The sequence below is a fragment of the Roseibium sp. SCP15 genome, assembly GCF_040329435.1.
In the GTDB taxonomy this organism is placed as follows: domain Bacteria; phylum Pseudomonadota; class Alphaproteobacteria; order Rhizobiales; family Stappiaceae; genus Roseibium.
This window is the reverse complement of sequence record NZ_JBDZYI010000002.1, coordinates 922,969-947,721: the sequence shown is the minus strand read 5'-3', so window position 1 is coordinate 947,721 and position 24,753 is coordinate 922,969. Positions and strand designations below refer to the sequence as shown.

Genomic DNA, 24,753 nt, shown 5'->3' with positions numbered 1-24,753 from the left:
TATCTGTTTCGTTTTTTTGTCTGATGACCATCAACGCTTTTGAAGAATCTGCATGCCGACCATTGAATATGTCTATTCCGCTCATTCCGCTTTCGCTTATTTGGGTTCAAGGGAACTCATGCAAATCTGTGCGGATCACAACGCAACGCTGATACACAGACCGATCCTCCTGTCACCGGTCATCGAGGCACAGGGGGGGCTGCCGTTTCGACGGCGCACCCAGAAACATGTCGACTATTTCTTCGGGCGCGAGATCGAAAGATGGTCCGAATTCCGCTCGGTTCCAATCATGTGCAAACGTCCAACACATCATGATGCCGACTACAGTCTTGCCTCGGGCATGATCATCGCGCTTGGTGAAACTGGTGCGCTCACTGATGCCATGGCACACGCTCTGCTGGAGGCTCATTGGTGCAGCGATGCGGATCTTTCAAACAGGTCGGCGCTCGTGGAAATTGCCACAGGGCTCGGACACGATGCTGCCGCGTTGCTGGAAAAGGCAGCGTCAAGTTATGTTCAGGACAAATTGCAAGAAAACACCGACTGGGCACGTGAGCGAGCAGTGTTCGGTTCACCCACTTACATCGTTGATGGGGACCCCTTCTACGGACAAGACCGTCTTGAACTTCTCAAACGGGCTCTCGTCAAACCATTTGGGGCACCTTCCTGGTCCAATCCTTCGGTGAGCTGAGGAAAGGGTTTGTATCCGCAATCCCTGTCGGACGTGACCTTTCCGGCTGCCGCCTCCGTCAAACCCGCCAATTCAATTAACGCCAAAACTGACAACCTCTCTCCCATGTGTCACCATCAATAAGTGCTGCTGCCACAAGCAGAAAGCGCAATCGTCGTGTTCCGTAACGGGGCAATGGCGCGTTTGTCTCGTTGGCCTGACCAGAAGACGGGTATGAAGCTTGGACGCGCAAAGGAGAGAAAAATGGATCACATTTATCCGGTTACCGAAATCTACGGCTCTTCGCCCGACTCGATTGACCAGGCAATCCGAAATGCCATTGGCGCGGCCAACAATAGCATCCGCAATCTCGACTGGTTCGAAGTCACGGAAATCCGCGGTCACGTGAACAAGGACGGCTCGATCGGCCATTTCCAGGTCGGTGTCAAACTCGGTTTCCGGCTCGATCAGGACAAATCGGGCTAAGGCGTTTTTTTTTGAAACATTGAGATCTGACGGTGAGCGGGCTGCAGTCATATTCATGGTCGCAGCTTGCTCACCGTCCGGTCAATGCAGGCGTCTGCCTGTCCGTCCGCCTGTCCTTCGGTTTCGATGAGTGGCCTCAGGTTAGAGAATTGTGCCGCGGATCAGGTGCTTCACTCAAGACGAGTTTGAAGTTCGTATCCCGCCGTCAGAACGTCCAGGGTGGGGCGAGGGGTCAAGACCGTGACCGGATCATTGTCCAGAGGGTTTCGCGAGATCCCGTTTCCATATGTGCCGGATCTGAACGGATAGAGAAATCGGTCCAGCACCAGGTGGGCCTGATCCTGAACAAGTACGAATGCATGGTCCGGCAGATCGCGCAGCAAAGCTTGATGGCGGATCTGCGTGCGATTGCGCGTGACACGGGCAGCGTGCAAGGTCGCATCCATCTCCTTGTGTCCGGACTTCTCGCCGAATGCCCTGGTCCAGGCATTGACCCAGGCTCGATAGGCTTCCGGCCGGCAATAGGCGCATGGCCGATGCCCGGCTGCGAGGGCGACTGCCTCGTCCAAGAAAAACAGGGGTGTCCACCCCCTTTCCGGTTGAGGGCCGTGATACCGGCCACGCGGATGAACCAGAGTGCAGACAATCCAATGCTGGTGTTTCCAGCGGCTGGTGCCGAGGCGACCATGCTCATCAAAGCCCAGGATTCCACGATTGCCGGTGAAGGCTCCGCGAAAGGGGGCTGCAATTATATCTCCTGTAGGTAAGACACGATTTTGCAGGCGGGCTTGAGACATTGTCGACAGTCCTTGGTTCGGGCAGGTCGTGCGAAACGACACTGCACCCGAACGCTTTCACATGGAACTGAATTCGGCGAGAATTGGGGGGGAGGCCGCTGGTCTTTCTCAGTTTGACGAAGCCGCGTTCGTCCCAAGCTCTGCTGTCGGGCGTTTGGAAAGCTGCTTCATTCGGTGGTTTTGTAATACGACAAGAACATCGCTACGCAATCCTTCATGATGCCGTCCGTATTTTGCTTTTCGCCGAGAAGGAAGTCCGGCCAAAAGAAAAAGTTCTTCACCAGGGCAAGAAGCTGACCTGCCGCATAACCGGCATCGGCCTTTCGCAAGGCACCGGCCTCCATTGCATCGGCAATGAGCTTCGTCACCGGATAGTCGTGAGCAGCCGCTTCTGCGAAGAACGCGCGTGAGCGGTCCAGGTCGCGTAGAAACTCCGAAATGACCATGCGGTTCAATCCGATCGCTTCTTCGTCGGTGATCACGGCGACATACCGCTCCAACGCTTCAATCAACTGATCATCCAGAGCGCGGTCCGGGTCATAGTCCACCGGAGCCATCGCGGAATTGCGTGCAATCATGATGTCCGTAATGGCGTGGAAAAGGTCTTCCTTGCTTTCAAAGTGATTGTAGAGCGTTCGGCTGGAAACGCCCGCCCGCTTCGCAATTCGCGTTGTGTTCGCGCCAAGAAAGCCCTGCTCACGAAACTCCGCAATGGCGGCTTCGATAATATTTTCTCGTTTCTTTTCAGTAAGTTTCACGAATTCTCGCCACCTCTTCCAATAAAAAGTAAAATTCTCTGTTTACATTCTTGGTGTCCCCACCTAAATGTAAACATGAAATTTTACTTTTGCAACGTTCACCCAGGAGACAGACATGTCCATCGCATCAGGTAGGAACGACATCACCTTCAAGTCGCAAGGTCTCACCCTTGCCGCTCATCTCTATACCCCGGAAGGGTTTGGTGAGGGAGGGAGCTATCCGGCCGTCGTCATTTCCTCCGCCTTCAATCAGGTGAAAGAACAAACCGGCGCTGTTTACGGCAAGCGTTTGGCTGAGCTGGGTTACGTCGCAATTTCCTTCGATCATATCGGTTATGGCAACAGCGAAGGCGAAATCCGCAACAACGAAAACGCGTTCGTCAAGATCGAGAGCATTCGCGATGCGATCAGCTTTATGGGAACCCTGCCGTTCGTGGATCGAGGCAACCTGTTCGGTCTTGGTGTCTGTGCCTCGGGCGGCTACATGGCGCTGGTCGCGACGACCGACAAGCGCCTGAAAGCCGTCGCCTCAGTGTCCGGCATGCTGGGCAACAAGGCCAGCTACTTTGAGGCTATGGATCGCGAGACCGTCACCGGGTTGATTGCGATGCAGAATGCAGGTCGCCAGAAGGCCTATGAGACGGGCGTCGTCGACTATGTTGACGCGCTGGGCATGGGTGCTGAAGAAGAGGCGATCAAAGCTGGAGCAACTCCGAGCGAAGGTTATGACTACTACATGACCGAACGGGCGGGCGCGCAGACCTACCCGAACTACAGTCATCTGTCGCCGTCTTTCATGCTGGAAGCGCCGATGCTGGCGGATGCAACAAGCTATGCGTCCTACATCTACACGCCGTTCATGGGAATTGTCGGCTCCAAGGCAATGGACCCTGCAAGCGGCATGCTCTGCACCGGCCCTCTGACCGAGACTTTTGTCGATCGGGCCTCCGAACCCAAGGAGTTCGTCGAGATCGAAGGCGCTTCCCACGTCGACCTTTACGATAAACCTGAGTTCGTCACCCAGGCCGTTGAGGCCATGGATGGGTTCTTCAAAAAGCACGGTGGTTCGGAAGCTCTGGCTGCATAAAACCCCCTGAGAACGGGCTGCCGGATTGCAATCAGGCGGCCCGCTGGCAACAGCAATGAGGATCAAGCCATGGCATTTTCAAGTCTTCTCAATCTGGCCGTGGATCTTCCAAGGTTGCTTGTCGGACAGGCAATTCAGCCGCTTCGCCTCGCGTTTCGGAGCACCGAAACGCGACCCACGGCACAGGGCGAGTTGGCTGAATTGGTGAACAGAACTCTTCAGCACAAAATCCGCGCGGGGTATACCCACCGCTTCATCCCGCTCTTGTTCGTAACCGTGGGAGACCGGGTATTCTGCCGCCGATACAGCTACGGCGAACCGTCCTGGCACAGCGCATTTCGCGCTGATCCCAGAGGCCAGGTCCAACTGGATAAAACCCTTGTTTACATCAAGGCGACAGTTCCTGCGGATCTCGACAATATCAACCCGGACATCGACCGGGCATACGCTGCCAAACTCAAACAACTGGGTGCTCGTTTCTTGCTTGAAGGCGCAATCGATCCCCGTGCGCGAGAGAGCACGATGGAGCTGACACTGGCTTCAGGCTCCGCAACCCAATTCTGAATTTAGGACAATGACCATGAGAACTGAAAATCCGTTTGGTCCTGCAGGCTGGACGCCCAAGCGTGTCGGCGACCTGACGGGCAAGACATATGTCATTACGGGCGCCAACGCCGGTGCCGGCTTTGAGGCCAGCAGGATCTTCCTCGCAAACGGTGCCAGCGTGGTGATGCTCAACCGCAACGCACAGAAATCCGAAGCCGCCATAGCCAATCTGAAGGCGCAACTCGGTCCGGGGATCGATGTGCGCTACATCCAGATGGATCTGTCCGATCTGGCCTCTGTCCGGGCGGCGGCTGTGCAGGTGAACGCAACAGTTCCGCATATCGATGCGTTCATCAGCAATGCAGCGATTGCGCAGGTCGCAAAGCAGCAACTCACCAGGGACGGCTTTGAGAGCCAGCTCGGCACCAACCACTATGGGCATTATCTTCTGACCAACCTGATCTTCGAGAGGATCGTGGAAAGCAGGGGGCGCATTGTAGTTGTCGGCAGCAACGGACACAAGATGGGCCTGAAGCGCCTTCAGTTGGACGACATGAACTTCGACCAGAACTACAATCCTCACGTCACCTATTGCCACAGCAAGTTTGCGCAGATGATGTTTGCCTATGAGCTTGAGCGTCGGGTGAAGGAGGCAGGCCTTCCGATTTCCGTGCATGTCTGCCATCCCGGAATGGCCAAGACGACGCTGGCAAAAGAGGAGTCCTCGGGGTTCATCAAGTTCCTTTTGTTGATTGCCACACCGTTCGCGCAATCCGCAGAGCGCGGTTCGTGGCCGGAAGTTTTGTGCGCAACAGAAGACAGTTTGAAAGATGCCGCCTATTACGGCCCGACGAAACGTGGAGAGATGGCGGGCCCGGTCGGCGAGTGCACGCTGGAACAGAACGTTCTTGATCCGCGGCAAGCCAAGGAACTTTGGCAACTGTCGGAAAAGGAAACCGGCGTGAGCTGGGCGATCTGACACAATTCTCTCACGCCATGACCAGTAGCTGCGCACCTTGTTTTTCGCCGGGCATCGGCGGCAAGATGCGCAGGGCTTTGGGTCGCAAGAGAATTGAGGACAGCGTTGCCAGCGATTATCTGAAGGAGCCATATTTCCTGCCAACGGGACTGCCGTGTCTCCCCTCTATGGAGAGCAGAACGCTCGTGATTTCTTTCCGATTTCGCTGCCGCTATTGCTCAGGCCGGAATGAGTGACGCGGCGAGGTTGGTCAAGGCCTTCGTGTAGCCATCGCGATGCCCTGCGATACCGCTTTCTCCGACAAAGGATGTGATCTGATCGGTCAGCTTGAGGCGCGTGCCGGTGATACCGTGCTTCTCGAAATCGAAAGTGATCAGTGAGACCGTCAGAATGTTTTCACCGTCCCAAAGCTCTTCGGAAAAGGTAATCTGTCGACCTTCGGTGACCCGGTGATAAAAAACTTTCATGGTCCAGTTTAAGCTTCCAGCCCTACCGCATCGCGCAATCTCGCGACCGCCGGTGCGAACGTCGGTCTCCTCGATGACAATCACGATTTCCGGCGAGGGGGCAGACCAGACCTGCCGTTCCTTCGGATCGGCAAAGGCTTGAAACAACCGCTCTGGTGGGGCGGTGAAATTGCGTTCAATGATGAGAGTTTCGTGGTGAATATCCATTGGTCAGTCCTTTCGGGACTTGTCGATGTGTTCTGCCAGACGGTCAAGACGGCTCTCCCACATAGCGCGGCGGTCTGTTACCCACTGGTCGATCGCGTGGATCGTCGGCATGTGGATAAAGCAGGTGCGAACACGCCCTTTCTTCTCAGTGCGGATCAATCCAGCCCGCTCGAGAACGCCGAGATGCTTGGTGAAGGCTGGAAGAGCCATCGGGTGCGGTTCAGCGAGTTCGCTAACCGAAGCTGGACCTTCGAGAAGGCGTTCGACGACAGCGAGGCGGGTAGGATCACCGAGAGCGTGGAAGCTGGTATGTAAATACTTATCCATTTGGATAAGTTATTCAGGTGTGCAGCGCTGTGCAACAAAAACTTTTCCATATGGCGAAGTTTCTCAACTGGCCAAAAATTGGACGAACACGAGTGCCCAGTGCCTCATTCTTCAAGCCTGAGGAAAGGCAGGACGCTGTCATTCGCTGAAACCACTGACAACAGTTGGCGTTTCGCAACATCCAGCTCAAGGCCTCAACTGGCTGAACAGCTTCTCACGTGACCAATCGAACACGATATTGAAGAAGAAAGTATAGAAGACAATAAACACAATCAGCACCGCTTCCAGCTGCAACGTCTCCCACAATGTCAGCCTCATGACCCAGGCGAGAACAGGCACGGTCATGGCGACAAGGGCGCCTTCGAACAGCAATGCATGGACCACCCGCACCGCAGCCGATTTGTGCGTGTCTCTTCTGATGTTCGCCAACCACCAATCAAACGCAAAATTGAAGACGACATTCCACAACATCGCCGCCAGCGAAAAAAACAGTCCCAGGATTAGCGACTTCTGCATATCGGCCTCCGAGACTATCGGCAGCAGCAAAGCGATGCTCAGAAGTGCAAAGATCTCATACAACACTGCATGAGCCATTCGGCCAGCAAATTTCATATTGGATTTCCTTCATCCGACTTTGTGCTGGCGTTTTATCCCATTGATGCGATCAATAAAGGCAGATACCATAGCTAAAATAGATAGAATGATTGATGGATCTGGTCGCAATGCGCGCATCGTTTGAGCAATTGGAGGCGTTTGTCACCACCCACACGGAAGGGTCATTTTCGGCAGCGGCCAGAAAATGCAACAAGGCGCAATCAGTCGTCAGCACTTTGGTCGCAAATCTCGAGATCGACTTGGGTGTTGAACTCTTTGACCGCAGCCGGCGGTATCCGACATTGACCGCTGCGGGGGAAGTGATGATCTCTCAGGCCGAAATTCTGCTGGAACGGCACAGCCGTTTTCTGGCCACCGCCGATGCGCTGTCCACACCGCTTGAAAGCCGTATTACGCTTGCCATGGCGCCACATATCAAGTTGGCTAACCTGGGTGAGATCATTCGCGGCTTGAGCGCGGAGTTTCCATCCGTCGATGTTGAAATCCAGTCTTTTGCCGCCGGGGAAATCCAACGCCTGATCGTCCAGGGCAAGGTGAATCTCGGGATTATTCTGGAGCCTGAAGGTATTCCCCAGGCGCTCGATTTTTGCTCATTGGGAACACTCAAACTGGTCTGCGTCAGTCATCCGGAAAGTCCGCTGGCGAAAAGACCTTCGGTCTCTTGGGAAGAGTTGCGCCTGCATCGTCAGATTTTGTTGAGAGAAGCCGACAATCCCAACAGTGCGATCCTCAAGGCATCGTCATCTATCTGGCAGGTCAGCACCGCGGCGGAGGCGGTCGATCTTGTACAGGCGGATCTGGGATGGTCGGCGCTGCCACTACATGCGGTGGATGTCTTTGTTCAAACCGGCGCGCTGAAAATACTGCCACTGCAGTTTGAAACCAAACCCTATGCCGAGCGCGCCGTTGATTTGATTTGGTCGTTCCAAAGGCCAATGGGTCAAGCGACCGCCAAGCTCCTGGAAAGCCTGGCGGAAAACGCCATCATTCAAAACTCCGCCAAAGCCTAGGTTTCGCTGCGAAGCTCCTCGGCAAAAGACGAAATCGTGTGCTTTGGCGCTCCAAGCACTTCCCACGTCTCTTCGCTCACATGCTCTTCCCGCAATTGCTGCACGAATGTAAGAACATGCTCGATAAAGGTTGCCTGCTCGTCAGGCAGGTCCATCTGCCCCACCGCCTCCATCGGCAATTCGACGACTTCTGCCTCTGGTGCATAGGTCGACAGGAACTCGGTCGCCGCTTCGGTGTAAGTCATGGCTTGCCGGCCTTGCACGGCAAACTCCTTGTTTTTGGCAGCTTTATTGCCAATGGCATTAAAGACCAGATCAGCCAGGTCACTGGAATTGGTGAACCAGATTGGATGAACGTGATTGCCAATTACGGCCAGCTGGTTGTCCATCAAGAATTTGGGAAGGGAATCCAGAAAGAACGAGCAATAGAATAGTGTAGAGGAAATGCCGGACGCCTTGATGGCATCGATGCCGCGCTTTCGGATTGCGTTGGTGCCATAGGCCATGCCCTCAGCCGAGAACTCGGGATGTATGTAGTCGACACCAGCAATTTGCATGATGTGCTGAACACCTGCCTCTTTTGCTGCCGCGACGACATTGATCACGCCTTCGCGTTCTGTATGAAAGGGCAGTGACGTGTCCAGCGACTCCGTGTTCAGCGTAATGTAAAGCGTCTTTGTTCCCTGCAATGCTGATGTCAGGCTGCTCGGATCCGACACATCTCCCTGCACAAGGTGCACCTGGGAAGGCAGCTTGGATTTTGCTGACACCGGGTCTCGTACAATCGCAGTTACCTCAGCGCCTTTTTCGACAAGTTTGGCGGTGACCCGATGCCCTAGATGGCCAGTGGCGCCGATGATGGTTATCTTCTTGGTCATGGTGCAATCTCCTGTTTCAGCGACGCTTCTACAAGTGGTTCTGCGATATGTTTAGTTATGACCTATCTTGAAAAGAGATATAACATTCGGGAGAAGCAACGAAACGGACCAAGCAGGTGAACCTTATGAACGCTTCAGACCTTTGCAATGCTTATCTTGATGCGCTGAACAGATCTGACCTTGAGGCTGTTCAGGCCATGTTTCCTGCCAACGGGACCGTCGTCTCTCCGCTCTATGGAGAGCAGAACGCTCACGATTTCTATGCGAACCTTTTTGCAGATACCAGCAGGTCCGACACCACACTTTTGAATGTCTTTTCCACCTCTGAGGACGGCAGCTCCGTGGCGCTGCATTTCAAGTACAACTGGACCTTGGCTAGCGGAAAGCTGGTCAGTTTCGAATGTGTCGATGTCTTTGTGCTGACTGAGGACCGAAAGCAGTTTCAGAAACTGACGATCATTTATGATACGGCGCCCTTGCGAGAAGACTTCGAAAAACTGAAAACTTAGGCAACCGGGCCGGAGCTCGGACGACAGCCTCATCGGCATACGGCAAACAGGTGTGCGGTTCGCGCCGAGGCGCTTTCAATTGTAACCAGGGAATTCGAAACATGCTGCGAAAAACGATCCTCTCGGTGCTCAATTTCCCGAAATTGATGCGGCGTCTGCGAGAGGATGAAGAGCGGCAGGCAAACTCAAATCCGTTCCTGGCGAAAGCGATCGAAAACGAGAAAATGGCAGGTCACCGGATCGCGATTATCGCGCGCACCATGGCGCTCGGCACGGTCGGGGTTCTGTTGCCCTTTCTGAACCCGAACCTGAACGTTCTCTACTACGAAGCCTTTCTCTTGCTGTTCATTGGGCTGGGCTGGCTTCAGCTGCGCATGGCGTAGGTCGGCTACTCAAAGAGTGAACTGGGGTTGATCTTCCTTGATCTTTGCCTGCTGACTGCGGTGATCGTCATACCGAACCCGTTTCTTGGCGAGGATATCCCAACGGCTTTTGTCTATAGGTTCGACGGCTTCATCTATTTCTTCATCTTCCTGGCATTAAGCACGCTGGCCTACTCGTGGCGGACCATATGGGGCATCGGTATCTGGGTGGCACTTCTGTGGTTGATCGGCTTTCTGGGGGTCGGGTGGCTTGGTCACACAATTCCGCAATTGACCGATGCCTCGGAAATCGCGTTTCAGGGTCACTCACTGGTTGAGGAGGAACTCGACCCGAACAGTGTGCGCCCGACCATTCGCGTTCAGGAAGTGGTCGTCATTTTGATCGTGGCGGCAATTCTTACGCTCAAGGGCTGGCGCTCCAACCAGCTGCTGATGCGCCAGGCGGACCTTGCCGCCGAGCGGGCCAACCTGTCTCGCTACTTCCCGTCCAGCCTTGTCGATGTCCTGGCGTCCACGGATCGGGATATCGGTGCGGTGAGAACACAGAATGTCGCGGTTCTCTTCGCGGACATCGTCGGTTTCACCGAGTTCGCGGAGCAGCATTCACCAGACGAAGTGATGGATCTGCTGCGCGAATATCACGCCTTCGTCGAACGCTCGATCTTTCAAAACGGCGGTACCCTGGACAAGTATCTGGGTGACGGCGTCATGGCGACATTCGGCACACCTGAAACCAGGCCTGGCGATGCTGCCAACGCACTCAAGGCAGCGACGCAATTGATCAAGGAGACCGAGGCCTTCAACAGGGAGCTTGAAGAAAAGGGCATTTCACCCATTCAGGTTTCGATCGGCGTACACTTCGGTCCCGTCATTCTGGGCGATATCGGACCTTCACGGCGACTGGAGTTTGCTGTTGTCGGCGACACCGTGAATGTGGCCAGCAGACTAGAGGCCTCCACCCGGGAACTTGGGTGCCGCTGTGTCGTGAGTGAAGAGTTGATGAAACAGGCAGGTCAGTCTGACAGTCCTGAAGCGCCTCAGATGGGATTTTCCCTGAGAGATCCGATCAAGCTGCGCGGACGGCAGAACGCCGTAAATGTCTGGACGATCTGAAGTTTTATCTGCGATATCCAAGCGACGGACAGACTGCTCCTCAAGCGGGACGCTGTATGGCGTGTGCGAATGGATGAAAATGAAACATGGACGCCCCGTTTCTCAAGAGGCAGCCTTGCTTGCTGGACCGCTTGTCCGGGTCAGTTCATATGAGCGTCGAAGAACGCGACCATCTGTTCCGGGTTCTCACCGAAATAGTTGTACCCGTCAAAACGCGTGGTTGTTCCATCGATCCAGAACAGTTTCTTGTCCTCGATGGTGAGCAGGTTGAATGTTGTCTGAACGTCTTCCGGGCGGCTCCAAAGGTCGTCACGCACCTGAATGATAAACATCGGCACCTTGACGTCGGCCGCAAAGTGATGCGGCGTCTGTTGCGCAATCGGGAAACCGCCGGCCTTGCGGCCTTCCATGTCCAGTTCTTCCAGAAAGTCGCCAACACCCTGCAGCTTTGCGATTTCGTCCAGCGCGATGTGAGAAGAGCAGGGTTGCGGGCAAACGAATGCCTTGATGTCCGTGAACAGATCCGGACGTTTGGTCATGGCGACCATGGCAGCATTGCCGCCGGCACAGGGATTGAATAGGCCGACAGTCATGTCTTTCAGCTCTTCGTGGCCCTGCACGTAAAGCTGCGCCCCTGCAACGTCACGCCATTCCAGCAGGCCGTATCCGGTGACGCCGCCATTGGCCTCCCCGCTCATGCCGTGATTGCGCATGTCATAGGTGAGCACGTTGTAGCCCGCATCATGCAGCGCTTTGTAAACATTGTTGAATTCAACTTCGATAGGGGCAAATTGCTTCCATGGGTCGAGGTGACCGGGAAAGCCATACCGGTTCATCGTCAGCGGATGGTTGCAGATAATCAGTTTTTCGGAATCGGCGGGAATGAACCATGCCTCAAGCGGAACACCGTCCAGTGACGGAAAGAACACGTCTTCATAATCCATCCCGTAGTCGGCCGGTGTTTTCAGCACTGGTGAACGCTGAGGCCGATTGTTCGCAGCCCCCATGCTTCGGATGATGGCCATCTGCTCTTCGGTCGGGATCGGTTTTTCAGTCATGGAGTTTTGCCTTAGAGAGGGGTAAACGGTTTCGTTTACATAAGGCAGTTTGAGATAAAAGTAAACGATATCGTTTACACTGAAGAAGAATCCTTTTAGGGTCCTGCAAATGCTGACAAAAAAAGAAGACATCCTGAGCGCGTCCCTGACAGTGTTTCAGGAAGAAGGGTTGAAAGGCGCCCGAATGGAGCGGATCGCTCAGGTGGCCGGAGTTTCCAAAAGGACCCTCTATAAGCACTTCGAGAGCAAAGACGCTCTGTTTGAAGCAATCTGCGCCATGGTGATTGAGATTCTGTCTTCCATGGAGATCGCGGACTACGATCCGGATGCCGCCATTGACGTTCAGCTGGAAGAAGCGCTTCGTTCATACATCCGGCAGACAATGACGCCGGAGTTCCTGAATTGCTCGCGTGTCATCCTTGCGGAGTTCATGCGAAATCCGACGGCGGCGAGTGAGTTCTACGACGCTTATCGTAGCATCGACGCCCCGTTGGCTCGGCTTGTTTCTAGCGCGATGACAGCGGGAAAACTGCGAAGCTCTGAACCTGTTGCAGCCACGAACCTGCTCCTGTCGCTGTTCAAAAACGTCATCCAGGTGCCGACAATCCTGAATCTGACCCGGGCACCGACCCAGTCTGAAATTGACACAGTTGTTGAGAAAAGCGTGCGGGTCTTTGTCTCCGAGTATGGGTAGGAGACGCGGAGGCTGACACGGCTTTCACCAAAGCCGGCCATTCGCCTTCTAGTTTCGGTTTGTCGACTGCGGCTGGTCCCCGAGACCCGATCAAGTCCATGGACAGGGAGAAATGCCATCTGCCTCAGACGAATTGACCGGGCTGGCCGTCGCAGAACGCGGCGGCCAGCCCGACTTTCAAAATCACTGCGAAAGTGATCCGTTGGCGTCAGCAGAACAGGTTGAACGTATCCACAGTCGACAGATCGGTAATGCCGTTGAGGGTCAAGGTGTTGCCAGCACCAAAATCTACAACCGTATTTCCGTCCTCAACAGTCACATTGTCTTGCCAGGACTGCGCGGGGTTGCCGCCTTCCCAGAGATTTCGATGGAGGAACAATGTGTCTTCCCCCGCGGTGAAGTCGGTGATCGTGTCATTTCCTCCGGAGAAGAGGAATAGATCCGAGCCCTGGCCACCGGTCATCATGTCATCTCCGGCACCGCCGATCAGAAAGTCCTGGCCGTCGCCGCCATCCAGAACGTCTTTGCCTCGGCCTCCGATCAGATAGTCGGTGCCACCACCGCCAAAGAGCAGATCGTTGCCAGCTCCTCCATTGAGGAAATCGAAGCCGTCATTCCCTGTTACGGTATCGTTGCCTGCTCCCGCAAAGACCGCTGACCATGACCCGGTGGTGACAAGATTGTCGTCACCTGCAGTGCCATGTGCGAAGCCGGAAACAGACACACTTTTCTTCGGTTCTGGCGTGGGCTCCGGCTCAGGTGTCGGGTCCGGCACGGGTGTTGGCACTGGATCCGGTGTGGGCTCTGGATCCGGCTCCGGCTCCGGTTCCGGCGTCGGGTCTGGTTCTGGTGTTGGTACTGGATCCGGCTCCGGTGTCGGCTCTGGCTCAGGTTGTGGGTCTGGCTCTGGCGTGGGATCCGGTTCCGGCGTCGGGTCCGGCTCAGGTGTTGGGACTGGATCTGGTGTAGGCTCAGGCTCCGGTTGTGGGTCGGGTTCTGGTATGGGGTCTGGCTGGGGTGTCGGCGTTGGATCGGGCGCCGGTGTTCCATCCGGCTCCACGGATCCCGATGTGTCTCCATCGGTTACCGCGAAATTCTGCGTCACAATCACCGCGTCGGTGCCCCGAAAGGTACCCCTTTCGATTCCGATCCCAATCTCCGTGAAATCAGGGTTGAGAATATTCGCGCGGTGCCCAGGACTGTTCATCAATGTTTCGTGCAATTGACGGACATCATCTTCGATGCCTTGCGAACCTCGTTCTGATTGCCAGGCAATGTTCTCGCCTGTCCTCCAGCTGCCTTCCAAGGGGTATCCACTGTCAGATATCCTTTCGGTCGCTGAAGACCCACCTTCGCCGGTGTGTGAGAAATTGCCTGAGCGCAGCATCCACTCACTGTGCTCTTCACTGGATTCGTTGAGTAATACGTTCAGCCTTAGGGGCTGTAGCCCGGCATTGGCCCTCTCTTCATTTATGAGTTCGAGCATCTGTCGCTCGAAGCTGCTTGCACGCGCCATACGATGACCTTTCTTTCTGCGTGGGACCCGACCCGTGTAGGGACGCATTCAAAAGTGAAAGCGAGGCCGGGCAAAAGAGAGGTCAAACCTTGGTAAAAATACGAAGGTTTAGTGCCGACTTTGCGCGAACATTTGCTGTGATGAGGGAGCGTTACGGTGTGTCCCGGAAGGGTGGTGGAAGCCGTGCTGAGCGGGCGATCCTGTCCCCTGTGAAATCCGAATATCAATCACTTACGGACATTCTTGTTGCAGCCAGCACAATTGATCGCCTCGTTGCGAGGGCACTGGCATCCTCCGATGGCGCCCGGACAATCTGTTCAGAATCGGGCATTATTAAGAAGATGGACCGTCAGAAAAGCCGTTTCTTGTGTCTCATTCTGATCGGCTCGGATCGGCCGAAATGCACACACATTGCAAATATGTCTGCTTCGCCGGAATCGCGTCCGGAACCTGTCATTCCGCAGCTGGCCCCATGCCCGTCATCGGGTCGATCCTCAAGTCTTCTTTTATCTTCTTCGAACGAAGGCATTGGGAAGGTGGCAGAGAGCGGCGGTCCCGACCCGCAAGCTTGTAAAAGCCCCGACAGATTAGCAGTCTGCGCCAGCACCTAGCTGGTTCACTCTCTTTTTGGAGGAGCAGGCCGGAGTTGAACCAGCACAGCATATGCGTCGGACTTGCAGTCCGATGGGCTCCCCAATGCCCAGCTGCTCCTTTGGCGGAAGACAGAGGTCTCGATCCCCAAACCCTCTCGGGTTCCACGCGCTTTCCAAGCGGTGCCGGACGCCCGTCCGATTTGTCTTCCAATGGAGGAGAGCAGCGGTCCTGACCCGCAGACCCATCGCTGGGTCCTGTCTGTTTTCAAAACAGCACCGGTACGCCTGTCCGGTTTACTCTCCAGTTTGGCGGAAGACGGAGGTCCTGATCCCCAAACCCTTTCGGGTTCCATCCGCTTTCGAAGCGGTGCCGGGCTCCTGCCCGGTTCATCTTCCATGATGGTGACCCGGGCAACAAAAAACCCGGTAAGCGCTTGCTTCCGGGTCAGAAAGGTTTCGATGTGCCTACAGTTTATCGCACACGCAAACTCCTTCGACCGCGAAGCACGGACGAGTTGGAACTGACGGAACTGTTAACTGCGAAAGTCATCGATTTATCCCTTTGATGGTGTGGTCAATACGCAAACTGATTTCGAATGTCAACTCCCTGCGTTGCGGTCTGGTGAGTTGTAACTTTCAGTGGCAGGTGCGCCTGACGGCAGACGGCTCATTGTCACTCGTGCTCATCTCTCCGCTTCCTGATCGGTCAGCAATGCCCGCATGATCGCCCGAACACGCCTTTGGTTGTCGGGCGTCAGCGAGAAGTAAAGCGCGTTTGCCTGCGGGTCGCTGTCATGGGGACTTATCAGATCACCAGGGTCGGCATGCAGCACCTTGGCGATGCTTACGAGCGTGGCGACGTTCGGAGTGCGGGCGCGCCCGCTGAGGAGATCCCTGACCGAAGTGACGCCCAGTCCAGCCGCCTTGGCGACCGCTCCGGGGTTGGTGCCTTGTTCCTCGATCAGCGCCGAGATTTTCGCGGCGATCCGGTTGCCGAGTTCGACAGTGCTTTCCTGGTCCATGATCTTTCCTCGAGGTGCCATGATGTTTCATACAGCGATTAATACGGAGGAAGCGGGCCGTCAACACCCGTGGATCGCTTCTTCTGCCATGCGTTTTGCGCGCATCCGGTATGATTACAATGCAGATGATTAATCATTGAATTGAGATGATTTGGCGTCCATATACGCATCGTAGCGATGATAAATCACACTCAATAGACGGAATAACGACAATGAACATCTTCTCAAAAGTCATGATCGCAGCCTTGACGGCCACCACTGCTCTGGTTCCAACAGTTGAAGCCTGCTCGCGTCTCGCCAAGCATTCCGACCACGGCGTTGCCTATGTGCGCTCAGTCGACTGGGGCACCAAAACCGGTATGGATCTCGTCACGTTCGGCGTCGGTGACGATGTCACGTCTTACGAGGCCGAAGGTTACGCTGTTCAGGCGAATGACGGCGCCCGCAACTTCACGGTGGCCTGGGTGGAAAACAAGACCTTCCACGGCGTGCAGGCGCAGGCGTTCAACGACAAGGGTCTGGTTGCCGACACGCTTTATATGGCACCAAGCGTCGAGTTCATCGGTGACTATCAGGACACCGGCGCACCGGCGGTCAATCTGGCCGACGCACCGGGCTACCTCGCAGCGATGTACGACACCGCACCCGCAATCGCCGCAGCCTATGAAGCAGGTGAGTTCCAGTTGGCCTGGTCAGCCGATCTCGGTCCGGCCGGTCAGCACGGCGTGCACGTTTCAGCTGTCGATGCCAATGGCGATACGATCCTTTTCCAGGTCAATGAAGGCGGGGACGTGCGCGTCTATACCGGCAATATCGGTGAGACCGATCTGGGGGTGAAGGCAAATGCGCCCTTGCTGCAGGAGCACCGCGAGAACATCGCGAAATTCAATGCCGAAGACGGCAAGACGGCGGCCAATGTTCCGGCGGATATTTCTTCCCCAAGCCGTCACCTGCGTTTGACCTGGCTGAACCGGAACATTACGCTGAACGGCATGTCCAGGGCCGAGGCGTTGGGGACGGTGCAGAACATGTATGACAGCGGCGCCAGTGTACCGCAGCAGGTCATCGACCCGACAATCGGCGATACCTACACGACCTGGCAGACCAGCAGGACAATCCTGGGTGATGACATCGTCACCGTGCGCGACTTCAGCACCGCAGCCGAGATTTCGTTCTCGATCTCCGGAGCGAAGGCTGCCCATGAAGCAAATGGCGGACAGGTTTGCGCCGATGCCATGGCTCAGGCGAATGAAGGCAAGCAGATGATCGACTTCGGCGCTTGCCAACAGCCTGCCAACGGCTCCTGAAAACGCGAAAAGCCCCCGCCGGACTGGTGGGGGCTTTCGACCGACGGCCTTTCCTCATTGCAAATTGGGCAGGGCCTGCAACTTGTTGCATCGTCCTAGGGTCGATCTTTTCAAAGGCTTTCAACGGCCTTGTCTTTGATGGACGGCCACATTTCCCTGGCCTTGCTTAGGACTTCTTCCTTGCTCAGTTTGTATTTTTCAAAGACTGCTGCGTTGACGAAGAGATAGAGCTTGCCGTCAACAATGTCGGCATACCTGGGGTCGCCATCGAGCTTCTTGCCCAGTGTCACGGCAAAGGCGCAGTAACCGCCGTATTGCGGCAGGTATTTCTCAGGATCAGCCTTGAACAGGTTTTCTGTCTGCTGAGACGCGAAGTAATAGGAAACTCCATCGACGACGGCGGTGAATTCTGCGTTTCCATCGGCGACCACGTTGTAGGTTGAGAGAGCGACCGCGTCGACGCCATGAACTCCGATTGGCGCGCCGGCAAGGCTGAGACCGGTCGTAACGTTGTATTCGTCTGCTGCCCTTCCCGTGGATGAAAAACTGGCAAAGGTCAGTATCGCGACGATGAGTGTTGTGGGATTTAACGACATAATTTTCTCCATGTTCTGATTGAAATCTGCAGACGTGCCCGAAGTACGTTCTTGGAGCGCAGCAGGCGCATCGTTGGCAGCCACCGGTTCCGGCCAGGTCTGGGGCAGGAGGAACCGGAACCAGGGGCATTCGTCGACGGGGCAGGGAAGGAGGTGCCTCGTTCCTACTGGGCGTAGACTGCTTTGATGGCCTTCACCGTGTTGTCGGTGTTGTCGATTGCGCTTGCGATCATGCGGAAATTGGTCAGCGAAGCGTCATACCCGTTGTAGTGTTCGGTTATCGCGCCCGCCGTCGCATCGGTAACCACCATGACTTCGAACCCGGCCTCGATCAGGCCGCGCATGTGGGACTCGGTGCACAAGTTGGACGACATGCCCGCCAGGATGACCTTGTTGATACCCTTCTTGCGGAGTTGCAGCGCTAGATCGTTGCTGTCCGGACCATAGATCTTGTGTGGACTGGTAACCACTGTCTTGCCGTTGTTGATGTAAGACTTGTAGCGCTCCAGCCAATCGGCACCGGAACCCTCAAAACCGCTCATGTCGAGCGCGGAGGGACGATCGAACATGCCGATATTGTGCATCAGCTTTTCCAGCGTGCCCTCAAAATGCCACTCGTGATCATGCTCAAAATAGTAGTGAGGAGAAACAAACAGCGGCATCCCGGTTTCGTCGGCCACTTTGAACAATGCTTCCAGGTTTTCGACCGTGCCGTTCTCGGTAATGCTTTTTCCGACGACGCCCCAGGTAACTCCGTTCGGCGAGAGGAAGTCGTTCTGCGGGTCGGTTATTACGATAGCCGTGTCATTGGTCGTGATGTTGAAGCCCGGCATCGGCAAACCATCGTTGACTGGCGGCAGTTTCGCGGTTGCGGCACGTGAGGCCTGGTCTTGCCCGTAGGCAAATTCACCTGCTGCATGAAGGAATGCCGTTGTCGCGAGCAGCAGCGCTAGAAGGGGGTGCCATTTCAGACGTGTCGATTTCATTTTGTCCTCGTCGATAATTCACTGGGAGTTAGAAATTTTATTGAGGCCCGAACCGACCTGGGCACCTGAGAACTTGAGCAAAATCAGTCTCTTCAAGCCCTTTTTGTTCGGACGAAAATAGGTATAGTTTTTGTGGGGGTGTCCTTCTTGACACAGCGTGACAATGTTTGAGCCGAAGGCGTCAATGGCGGATCAGATGAAATTTGGATTTAGTGTTTGGTGACATCAAACACGCAGAGGCAGCAGGGCTGCAGGGGGCGGCGTGTCGGAAATTTCAGTTTTGTTTGTGAAGAAAATGATCGACCAGGCAGGCCCTGATTGCGATCCGGAAATGCTCTATGCCGTTGCCGGTGTGACCGAGAGCGCAGCGGCGAACCCCGCCGTCATGATTTCAGCTGATGCTTACTACACACTGTTGGAAACAATTGCCTCCAACGAAGAAGGCGACATTCGGTTTCACATCGGCACCTCTTCCTCAATGAAATGCGAAGAGTATGGAGCCGCTGGTCTGGCTTTCAAATCTGCGCCCACTCTGCGCCAGTCGTTCTCGCGAATGGATCGCTATTCGAAATTGTTCAATACCGCTTCTGCCTTTGCCCTGGCTGACAAGGGAGAAACCGTCTGGTGGACACATCATAGAACAGAACCTGCCCGCGCCGGGCTGCATCTGTCCAATGAAGGGGCGTTGGCCACGTTCGTCACCCTGTGTCGGGAAGCCACGTCACCTGATTTTGCTCCCATGTCGGTTCAATTCCGTCATCAGCCTCTCGGGTCCGAAAGAGCATTGGAAGAGTACCTCAGAGCACCGGTCACATTTGGTGCCGATGTCGATACAATCGTGTTTTCGGCAAGTGTGATCGACAAACCGAATACCATCGGTGACAGCAGTATCTGGAGTTTTTTCTCCAACTTCATGGACGAGAAAATTCCCGAGGCGGAAGGCAGTGATACTCTAGAAAGAGAAGTTATTCAGGAAATCGCACATCGTCTGAGTGACGGCATTCCCCCTCTCGGAGAAGTGGCCTCAAGCCTTGGAATGGGAAGCCGCACCTTGCAAAGACGTGTCTCCGAACGTGGCACCACCTACCAATCCCTCGTCGACAAGGCTCGTCGCGATCTTGCTCAGGAATTGCTGTCCCGGCCCAAGTACTCCCTGGCTGACGTGGCGTTTCTGACCGGTTTTTCCGAGCAGAGCTCGTTCACGCGCGCGTTCAAACGCTGGAGCGGTCAAACGCCCAAGACTTACCGGATCTCGGCAATCAGTCACGGTTGAGCCGCTTCGGGAGCCGTCAGGCCTTGCCAACCAACTGACGCATAACGGCAATGCGGGTGCAAAGGTGGTATCGCGCGGACCGGCTCACGATATAGCTGCGGAAAGGAGAAGGCGATGACACCCAAATTCGACCTCCGCACTGAAGATATGCCCATGGACATGCGTGTCCTGTTGGACAGCTACCCGCGTGACAGCTGGGAAGCGCATCCCGGCTTCAAGGAAAAGACACGGCATTGGCTCGGCGCTCATCAGATGTTCCGCAGGCTGGGCGATCTGGTGCGTTCGGAAACCGAGCGCTACCTGGACAAGTCCAGAGCTCCGGACGATTTTGCCGCGCGGCTTTCCTACTATGGCAACGCGCTTGTGGCGAACCTGCACGGGCATCACCACTGGGAAGATCACAGTTACTTCCCGGAACTGTCGGACGCCGATCCGCGTTTCGACATCGGACTGGAGATCCTGGAGAAGGATCACAAGGAACTCGATGTCGTATTGGACAGTTTTACCGGCACGGCCAACCGAGCCATCAAACTGGTCCAGCTGGACGAAGCGCAAGCGCACGAGGAGGCGGGCAAGTTGCAAGGCCTCGCGCAATCGATCGAAGCTTTTCTTGAACGGCATCTGTCCGATGAGGAAGAGCTGGCCGTTCCGATCATCCTGCATCACCGCCTGCGCGGCTGACGCTCAACTGGCCACGCGCGAACGAGTTCGTGCGTGGCGCGCCAATTTCTCCCTGATAATATCGGTCGAGCCGAATTAAGCTTGCGAAGGTTACAGATGTAACTATTGTCGCGTTGATGATGGACGGACGCGCAAAGCCGGTCATTCAGGCACAGCCACGAAACCGGTCGGCACGAAATCAGCAGGGAGGTCTTAAAGACCCGCAATGGACAAGAAGACCTACGCCTATCAGTCAATTGCCCAGGCAGTTCAGGACCAGGGCATAGACACCATGTTCGGCCTCATGGGCGATGCGAACCTCTTCATGGTTGACCATTATGTCCGCGCCTGCGGAGCTACTTTTGTGCCGGTTTCCTTTGAAGGCAGCGCGGTTCTGATGGCGCTTGCCTATTCCCATGTCTCCGGCAAGCTGGGTGTTGCCACGGTCACGCACGGTCCGGCATTGACGAATTGCGTAACGGCACTGACCGAAGGCGTTCGTGGCCACATACCCATGGTGCTGCTTGCCGGTGACACGCCGGTCATGAACCCGCAGAACCTTCAGAGCATCGATCAGCGTGAACTGGTAAAGGTGACCGGCGCCGGATTTGAGCAACTGCGCGCACCCGAGACCGCCGCGCATGATGTCGCTCATGCCTTTTACCGTGCCCGGGTGGAAAAACGGCCAGTCGTTCTGAACATGCCCGCTGACTTCATGTGGCAGGAAGTTGAACATGAAAAGGTTGTGTTTCCCGCATTCGGGGCACCGGCATACGTTCCGGAAGGCGATGATCTTGATGCAGCGGTCGGCATGATTGCTTCCGCGCGTCGACCGATTGTTCTGGCCGGTGGCGGTGCCACCGATGCGCGGGACAAACTGATCCGGCTGGCCGACAGGTTGGAAGCGCCCCTGGCGACAACACTCAAGGCCAAGGGGCTGTTCAACGGTCACGCCTACAACATGGATATTTTCGGGACCCTCAGTACACCCGCTGCCTATGACGTGATTGCAAAAAGCGACTGTGTCATCTGCTTCGGCACCAGCCTGCATCACTTCACCACCGACAGGCGCGCCTTGATGAAGGGAAAGCGCGTTATTCAGGTCAACAATACGGTGACGGAGGTCAGCAAGAACTATCACGCCGATGCTGCACTGGTCGCCGACGCCGGTCTGACGGCCGACAACGTCGTCTACTGGCTGGACGAAGCTGAAATCCCGGCAAGCGGGTTCACTGCCGAACTGGATATGGAAGAGCTCACCTATCATCCACCGGGCAAAGCCAAGGATGCGAGAGACGGTTTCGTCAACTACGTTTATGCGCTGGATCGCCTGGAACAGGTCCTGCCGAAAGACCGGATACTGGCAACCGATGGCGGCCGGTTCATGACCGAAGTCTGGTGCCGGATTTCCGCGCCCGACCCGAAGAGCTTTCTCGTGACCGCCAATTTCGGTTCGATCGGTCTCGGCCTGCAGGAAGCGCTTGGGGCAGCCTTCGCCGCACCGGACCGGCCTGTGGTGCTGTTCACCGGCGATGGCGGTTTCATGATGGGCGGCATCAACGAGTTCAACACCGCCGTGCGCATGAAGCAGGATCTCATCGTCATTGTCTGCAATGATTCTGCTTATGGCGCCGAACACATTCAATTCCTCGACCGGCGTATGGATCCGGGCCTGTCCATGTTCGACTGGCCGTCCTTCGCGGCCGTCGCAACCTCGCTCGGCGGTGAGGGGATTGCGGTTAACTCGGTGGGTGATCTGGAAGGGGCAATCAAGGCAATCGAAACGCGTGACAAACCCCTGCTGATCGAACTCCGCCTCGATCCGAACGATGTTCCCCGTATGCGGATTTGACAGAAATACTTTGCTTCAGATGGCCAAGCGATATCTTCAGGTCATTGCCTCGCGAAGTTTCGCTCGCCGAGGGCGTCGGAAATTCTCGAGAGGCATTCCTCAGTGGTCAGCAAGGCGGTATCCAGCACAAGTCTGGGTTCCGACCATTCTTCGTAATGACGATCCTGCACGTCTTGCCAGGATGGTTGGTGAAGGCCTTCTATGTCGCTGACACGGCTTTCCACCCGCCTTTTGTGCTCGACAGGATCGGAGCACACAACTTCCACATCAAGAATCAGAGCGTTGCAGGCGGCGGCGACTTCTGTCCAGGCACGCCTTGAGACTTCGATCGGGTTCACTGTGTCGGCGACTACATTAAGGCCAATTGCAAGGTTGTCCCGGGCGACCGCAAATGCCGCTTGATATCCCGCGTCCTCGACCGTCGCAGGGCGCAACGCACTTTCCTTTATGGCGGTTTCAATGGAATCCACGCGAATGTAGACGGCTTGTTTTTCGCGCGCCAAAGCGCGGGCAATTGTTGTTTTTCCGACGCCGGGAAGACCGGAAAACGAGACCAGATATGACATGCTTGATCCAAAGGCCTTGAAAATACTCTTGCCAATCTGAGGCACGCAGCCAGGCGAGTAGAACAGGATTCTATTCGGCAGCCAATGTCAGTCCTAAAATGAAAGCCCGGCGATTTGGGGCAAGTGGGCCGGTGTCTCATCATGTTCAGACAGGCCGCCGACACGGTCCAGCTTCACAACGCCGTGGTTGTGTTACTCTCCACCGCAAGAAGCATAGAGGCAGGGCAGATGCAACGGATCGACGCTCACATTCACCTTTGGGACACAGCACAGCTTGATTATCCATGGCATCAGCGCGGCTCGTTTCCAGGGCTTCCTGATACATACCTTCTGGATGACGCGATCAAGGATGCCGGGGGCACTGAAATTGCTTTCATTGCTGTCCAGGCTGAGGTGGATCACACAAAAGATCCGGTCGAAGAAACCGCGTGGATCCAGACCATCGCCGACGAACATCCGAATGGTGATCGTATCGCGGGTTTTGTCGCCTATGCGGATCTTTGCAGGCCCGACCTTCCGGACGTTCTTGAACGGCATGCGCGACATACGGTTTTTCGAGGTGTGCGCCAGGAGCTCTGGTGGCAGAAATCGTCGCCTCGTCCGGACATCCTTGAGGAAGATCTGTTGTCCAACTCTGCCTGGCGGGAAGGCTTTGGTGCGTTGGCAGGTATCGATGCTTCCTTCGACCTGACCTGCTGGCATACTCAACTTCACCCCTTTGCGGCGTTCCTGGCTGATTATCCGACCATTCCAGTCATTGTTGACCATATGGGATCACCGATTGCAGGTGACGATGCTGCTCTGGACGTCTGGCTGGACGGCATCAAGGCGCTTGCCGTCTTGCCCAACACCTTCATGAAGGTATCAGGCCTGTCTCAAGCAGATGCGCACTGGACAGTGGTCAGCATAAGGCCACTGGTCGATCGGGTGTTGGAGGTTTTCGGCCCGGAACGCTGCATGCTTGGCAGCAATTTTCCGATCGAAAAACTCACGTCGCCCTATGAAACCGTCTGGGCTGCCTATGAGGCGTTGTTCCGTGACCTATCGCCGGAAGACAAGGATGCCCTTTGTTTTTCAACGACAAAGAGAGCATATCGGCTGGGACAGTAAGCCAGGCAGCCCTGACTGTAATAGCGCTTAGCTGCTCCTTTTGCCAAACCACATGCGGCTGACCAGGCGGTCCTTGAGTATGAACTGGTGATAGGCCCAACCCAGCATGTGTAAAGCAATCAAAAGCAAAAGAAGCGTTGCAACGATCCCGTGAATTGTGCGTGCCGGAATGTCACTGAAACTGGCAGGCAACGGCGCCTCAGAGCCACCAAACGCGACCGCGAACAGATCAGCGGATACCGCAATTCCCAGGCCGCTGAAAACCATCGCAAGAACGAGCACATACAGTGCCACATGGGTGAATAGCCTACCGAACTTGAGTGTTGAATGTTCGGCGCCGGCGTAAGGCGGCTTGCGCGAAAACACGCGTGTGGCAAGAAACCCCAGCATCAATCCGCCAATGACCAGGCCCCAAACCATGTGACCGGCGAGTGCGGTCAGTTTTTGAGGATCGGTGTTTTTCAACTCCGCAAGCCCGGGTCCACCGACAACCAGCGCAATGAGGACCATGATCGCGACAAGCCAATGACACGCGGCAAGCAATGGATGATATCTTTTCATTAAGCGTCTCCCTTTGAAGCCGGCATGCGCAAACTCTTGCCGCCAGCGAGGTATCTCGACGCGATTTAGCAAATGGTTATGCGTTCAAAAATATAACAAAATGAAATAGCCTGTTACATATCTGGAA

Annotated in this window: 29 protein-coding genes, 1 tRNA gene and 1 pseudogene; 16 read left to right on the top strand and 15 right to left on the bottom strand. The window is 55.5% G+C overall.

The features are described 5' to 3' along the window. Positions 1–52: 52 nt before the first annotated feature. Complete coding sequence (locus ABLO27_RS11775; protein ID WP_353033107.1) at positions 53–691, top strand: 2-hydroxychromene-2-carboxylate isomerase; 639 nt, start codon at positions 53–55, stop codon at positions 689–691. 243 nt (positions 692–934) lie between these two features. Next, the gene (locus ABLO27_RS11770; RefSeq protein ID WP_353033105.1) at positions 935–1,156 is read left to right on the top strand and encodes a dodecin; all 222 of its coding nucleotides are present in this window, start codon (positions 935–937) and stop codon (positions 1,154–1,156) included. Between the two features lie 170 nt (positions 1,157–1,326). On the opposite strand, the gene ABLO27_RS11765 is transcribed toward ABLO27_RS11770, so the two are convergent. Together ABLO27_RS11765 and ABLO27_RS11760 are read right to left on the bottom strand one after the other, a co-directional pair. Continuing rightward, positions 1,327–1,953, bottom strand: coding sequence for a hypothetical protein (locus ABLO27_RS11765; RefSeq protein WP_353033103.1), 627 nt, complete (start codon positions 1,951–1,953; stop codon positions 1,327–1,329). A gap of 167 nt (positions 1,954–2,120) precedes the next feature. Further along, positions 2,121–2,711: a TetR/AcrR family transcriptional regulator gene (locus tag ABLO27_RS11760; protein WP_353033102.1), complete on the bottom strand. Its 591-nt coding sequence runs from the start codon at positions 2,709–2,711 to the stop codon at positions 2,121–2,123. Between the two features lie 115 nt (positions 2,712–2,826). Here ABLO27_RS11760 and ABLO27_RS11755 point away from each other — a divergent pair, with 115 nt between their 5' ends. The 3 genes from ABLO27_RS11755 (at position 2,827) to ABLO27_RS11745 (ending at position 5,323) form a co-directional block, all read left to right on the top strand. Next, complete coding sequence (locus ABLO27_RS11755) at positions 2,827–3,798, top strand: alpha/beta hydrolase (RefSeq protein WP_353033100.1); 972 nt, start codon at positions 2,827–2,829, stop codon at positions 3,796–3,798. 69 nt (positions 3,799–3,867) lie between these two features. Then, positions 3,868–4,362 carry a DUF2255 family protein gene (locus tag ABLO27_RS11750; protein ID WP_353033098.1) on the top strand — a complete coding sequence of 165 codons (495 nt, stop codon included), beginning with the start codon at positions 3,868–3,870 and terminating at the stop codon, positions 4,360–4,362. A gap of 16 nt (positions 4,363–4,378) precedes the next feature. Further along, positions 4,379–5,323 carry an SDR family NAD(P)-dependent oxidoreductase gene (locus ABLO27_RS11745; protein WP_353033096.1) on the top strand — a complete coding sequence of 315 codons (945 nt, stop codon included), beginning with the start codon at positions 4,379–4,381 and terminating at the stop codon, positions 5,321–5,323. Positions 5,324–5,541: 218 nt separating this feature from the next. On the opposite strand, the gene ABLO27_RS11740 is transcribed toward ABLO27_RS11745, so the two are convergent. From ABLO27_RS11740 to ABLO27_RS11730, 3 genes are all read right to left on the bottom strand, one after another. Further along, on the bottom strand, positions 5,542–5,997 hold the full coding sequence (locus ABLO27_RS11740) for an SRPBCC domain-containing protein (RefSeq protein ID WP_353033094.1): 456 nt from the start codon (positions 5,995–5,997) through the stop codon (positions 5,542–5,544). A gap of 3 nt (positions 5,998–6,000) precedes the next feature. Next, positions 6,001–6,324 (bottom strand): ArsR/SmtB family transcription factor, encoded by a 324-nt coding sequence (locus ABLO27_RS11735; protein WP_353033092.1) that lies wholly within the window; start codon positions 6,322–6,324, stop codon positions 6,001–6,003. A 186-nt stretch (positions 6,325–6,510) separates the two neighbouring features. Further along, the gene (locus tag ABLO27_RS11730) at positions 6,511–6,936 is read right to left on the bottom strand and encodes a PACE efflux transporter (RefSeq protein WP_353033090.1); all 426 of its coding nucleotides are present in this window, start codon (positions 6,934–6,936) and stop codon (positions 6,511–6,513) included. A gap of 95 nt (positions 6,937–7,031) precedes the next feature. Between ABLO27_RS11730 and ABLO27_RS11725 the strand changes: the two genes are divergently transcribed. Next, positions 7,032–7,949, top strand: a complete 918-nt coding sequence (locus ABLO27_RS11725; RefSeq protein ID WP_353033088.1) for a LysR family transcriptional regulator — start codon at positions 7,032–7,034, stop codon at positions 7,947–7,949. On the opposite strand, the gene ABLO27_RS11720 is transcribed toward ABLO27_RS11725, so the two are convergent. Beyond that, entirely contained in the window at positions 7,946–8,827 is an 882-nt protein-coding gene (locus ABLO27_RS11720) for an SDR family oxidoreductase (RefSeq protein ID WP_353033086.1), read from the bottom strand. The genes ABLO27_RS11725 and ABLO27_RS11720 overlap by 4 nt on opposite strands. 125 nt (positions 8,828–8,952) lie before the next feature. On the opposite strand from ABLO27_RS11720, the gene ABLO27_RS11715 reads away from it, so the two are divergent. The 3 genes from ABLO27_RS11715 (at position 8,953) to ABLO27_RS11705 (ending at position 10,832) form a co-directional block, all read left to right on the top strand. After that, positions 8,953–9,336, top strand: a complete 384-nt coding sequence (locus tag ABLO27_RS11715; protein WP_353033085.1) for a nuclear transport factor 2 family protein — start codon at positions 8,953–8,955, stop codon at positions 9,334–9,336. A gap of 101 nt (positions 9,337–9,437) precedes the next feature. Further along, the gene (locus tag ABLO27_RS11710) at positions 9,438–9,719 is read left to right on the top strand and encodes a hypothetical protein (protein ID WP_353033083.1); all 282 of its coding nucleotides are present in this window, start codon (positions 9,438–9,440) and stop codon (positions 9,717–9,719) included. A 27-nt stretch (positions 9,720–9,746) separates the two neighbouring features. Then, positions 9,747–10,832 (top strand): adenylate/guanylate cyclase domain-containing protein, encoded by a 1,086-nt coding sequence (locus ABLO27_RS11705; RefSeq protein ID WP_353033081.1) that lies wholly within the window; start codon positions 9,747–9,749, stop codon positions 10,830–10,832. Between the two features lie 140 nt (positions 10,833–10,972). Here ABLO27_RS11705 and ABLO27_RS11700 read toward each other — a convergent pair whose 3' ends face one another. Next, positions 10,973–11,890, bottom strand: coding sequence for an alpha/beta hydrolase (locus ABLO27_RS11700; protein WP_353033080.1), 918 nt, complete (start codon positions 11,888–11,890; stop codon positions 10,973–10,975). A gap of 109 nt (positions 11,891–11,999) precedes the next feature. Here ABLO27_RS11700 and ABLO27_RS11695 point away from each other — a divergent pair, with 109 nt between their 5' ends. Further along, positions 12,000–12,584, top strand: coding sequence for a TetR/AcrR family transcriptional regulator (locus tag ABLO27_RS11695; RefSeq protein WP_353033078.1), 585 nt, complete (start codon positions 12,000–12,002; stop codon positions 12,582–12,584). Between the two features lie 208 nt (positions 12,585–12,792). Here ABLO27_RS11695 and ABLO27_RS11690 read toward each other — a convergent pair whose 3' ends face one another. Further along, positions 12,793–13,308 carry a calcium-binding protein gene (locus tag ABLO27_RS11690; protein ID WP_353033508.1) on the bottom strand — a complete coding sequence of 172 codons (516 nt, stop codon included), beginning with the start codon at positions 13,306–13,308 and terminating at the stop codon, positions 12,793–12,795. Between ABLO27_RS11690 and ABLO27_RS11685 the strand changes: the two genes are divergently transcribed. Then, positions 13,287–13,553: a hypothetical protein gene (locus tag ABLO27_RS11685; RefSeq protein WP_353033522.1), complete on the top strand. Its 267-nt coding sequence runs from the start codon at positions 13,287–13,289 to the stop codon at positions 13,551–13,553. The genes ABLO27_RS11690 and ABLO27_RS11685 overlap by 22 nt on opposite strands. Before the next feature lie 133 nt (positions 13,554–13,686). Here the strand turns inward: ABLO27_RS11685 and ABLO27_RS11680 are convergent. The 3 genes and pseudogenes from ABLO27_RS11680 to ABLO27_RS11670 form a co-directional block, all read right to left on the bottom strand. Further along, positions 13,687–14,070, bottom strand: a pseudogene (locus ABLO27_RS11680) (CAP domain-containing protein); the annotation flags it as partial. A 658-nt stretch (positions 14,071–14,728) separates the two neighbouring features. After that, positions 14,729–14,811: transfer RNA gene (locus ABLO27_RS11675), tRNA-Cys, on the bottom strand. Positions 14,812–15,376: 565 nt separating this feature from the next. Beyond that, positions 15,377–15,715, bottom strand: a complete 339-nt coding sequence (locus ABLO27_RS11670; protein ID WP_353033076.1) for a helix-turn-helix domain-containing protein — start codon at positions 15,713–15,715, stop codon at positions 15,377–15,379. A gap of 212 nt (positions 15,716–15,927) precedes the next feature. On the opposite strand from ABLO27_RS11670, the gene ABLO27_RS11665 reads away from it, so the two are divergent. After that, complete coding sequence (locus ABLO27_RS11665) at positions 15,928–17,022, top strand: hypothetical protein (protein ID WP_353033075.1); 1,095 nt, start codon at positions 15,928–15,930, stop codon at positions 17,020–17,022. Positions 17,023–17,132: 110 nt separating this feature from the next. Here the strand turns inward: ABLO27_RS11665 and ABLO27_RS11660 are convergent, their stop codons facing one another. Then, positions 17,133–17,618, bottom strand: a complete 486-nt coding sequence (locus ABLO27_RS11660) for a YHS domain-containing (seleno)protein (protein WP_353033073.1) — start codon at positions 17,616–17,618, stop codon at positions 17,133–17,135. A 164-nt stretch (positions 17,619–17,782) separates the two neighbouring features. After that, positions 17,783–18,604, bottom strand: coding sequence for an isochorismatase family protein (locus ABLO27_RS11655; protein WP_353033071.1), 822 nt, complete (start codon positions 18,602–18,604; stop codon positions 17,783–17,785). Positions 18,605–18,866: 262 nt separating this feature from the next. Between ABLO27_RS11655 and ABLO27_RS11650 the strand changes: the two genes are divergently transcribed. The 3 genes from ABLO27_RS11650 (at position 18,867) to ABLO27_RS11640 (ending at position 22,389) form a co-directional block, all read left to right on the top strand. Continuing rightward, positions 18,867–19,877, top strand: a complete 1,011-nt coding sequence (locus tag ABLO27_RS11650) for an AraC family transcriptional regulator (protein WP_353033069.1) — start codon at positions 18,867–18,869, stop codon at positions 19,875–19,877. 114 nt (positions 19,878–19,991) lie between these two features. Next, a complete protein-coding gene (locus ABLO27_RS11645; RefSeq protein ID WP_353033067.1) occupies positions 19,992–20,558 on the top strand; it encodes a hemerythrin domain-containing protein in 567 nt (188 codons plus the stop codon). Between the two features lie 205 nt (positions 20,559–20,763). Further along, on the top strand, positions 20,764–22,389 hold the full coding sequence (locus tag ABLO27_RS11640) for a thiamine pyrophosphate-binding protein (RefSeq protein WP_353033065.1): 1,626 nt from the start codon (positions 20,764–20,766) through the stop codon (positions 22,387–22,389). A 41-nt stretch (positions 22,390–22,430) separates the two neighbouring features. Here ABLO27_RS11640 and ABLO27_RS11635 read toward each other — a convergent pair whose 3' ends face one another. Next, positions 22,431–22,955 (bottom strand): AAA family ATPase, encoded by a 525-nt coding sequence (locus ABLO27_RS11635; protein ID WP_353033064.1) that lies wholly within the window; start codon positions 22,953–22,955, stop codon positions 22,431–22,433. Between the two features lie 141 nt (positions 22,956–23,096). Here ABLO27_RS11635 and ABLO27_RS11630 point away from each other — a divergent pair, with 141 nt between their 5' ends. Further along, positions 23,097–24,065: an amidohydrolase family protein gene (locus ABLO27_RS11630; RefSeq protein ID WP_353033062.1), complete on the top strand. Its 969-nt coding sequence runs from the start codon at positions 23,097–23,099 to the stop codon at positions 24,063–24,065. A 27-nt stretch (positions 24,066–24,092) separates the two neighbouring features. Here ABLO27_RS11630 and ABLO27_RS11625 read toward each other — a convergent pair whose 3' ends face one another. Further along, positions 24,093–24,626, bottom strand: a complete 534-nt coding sequence (locus ABLO27_RS11625; RefSeq protein ID WP_353033061.1) for a cytochrome b — start codon at positions 24,624–24,626, stop codon at positions 24,093–24,095. Between the last annotated feature and the right edge of the window lie 127 nt (positions 24,627–24,753).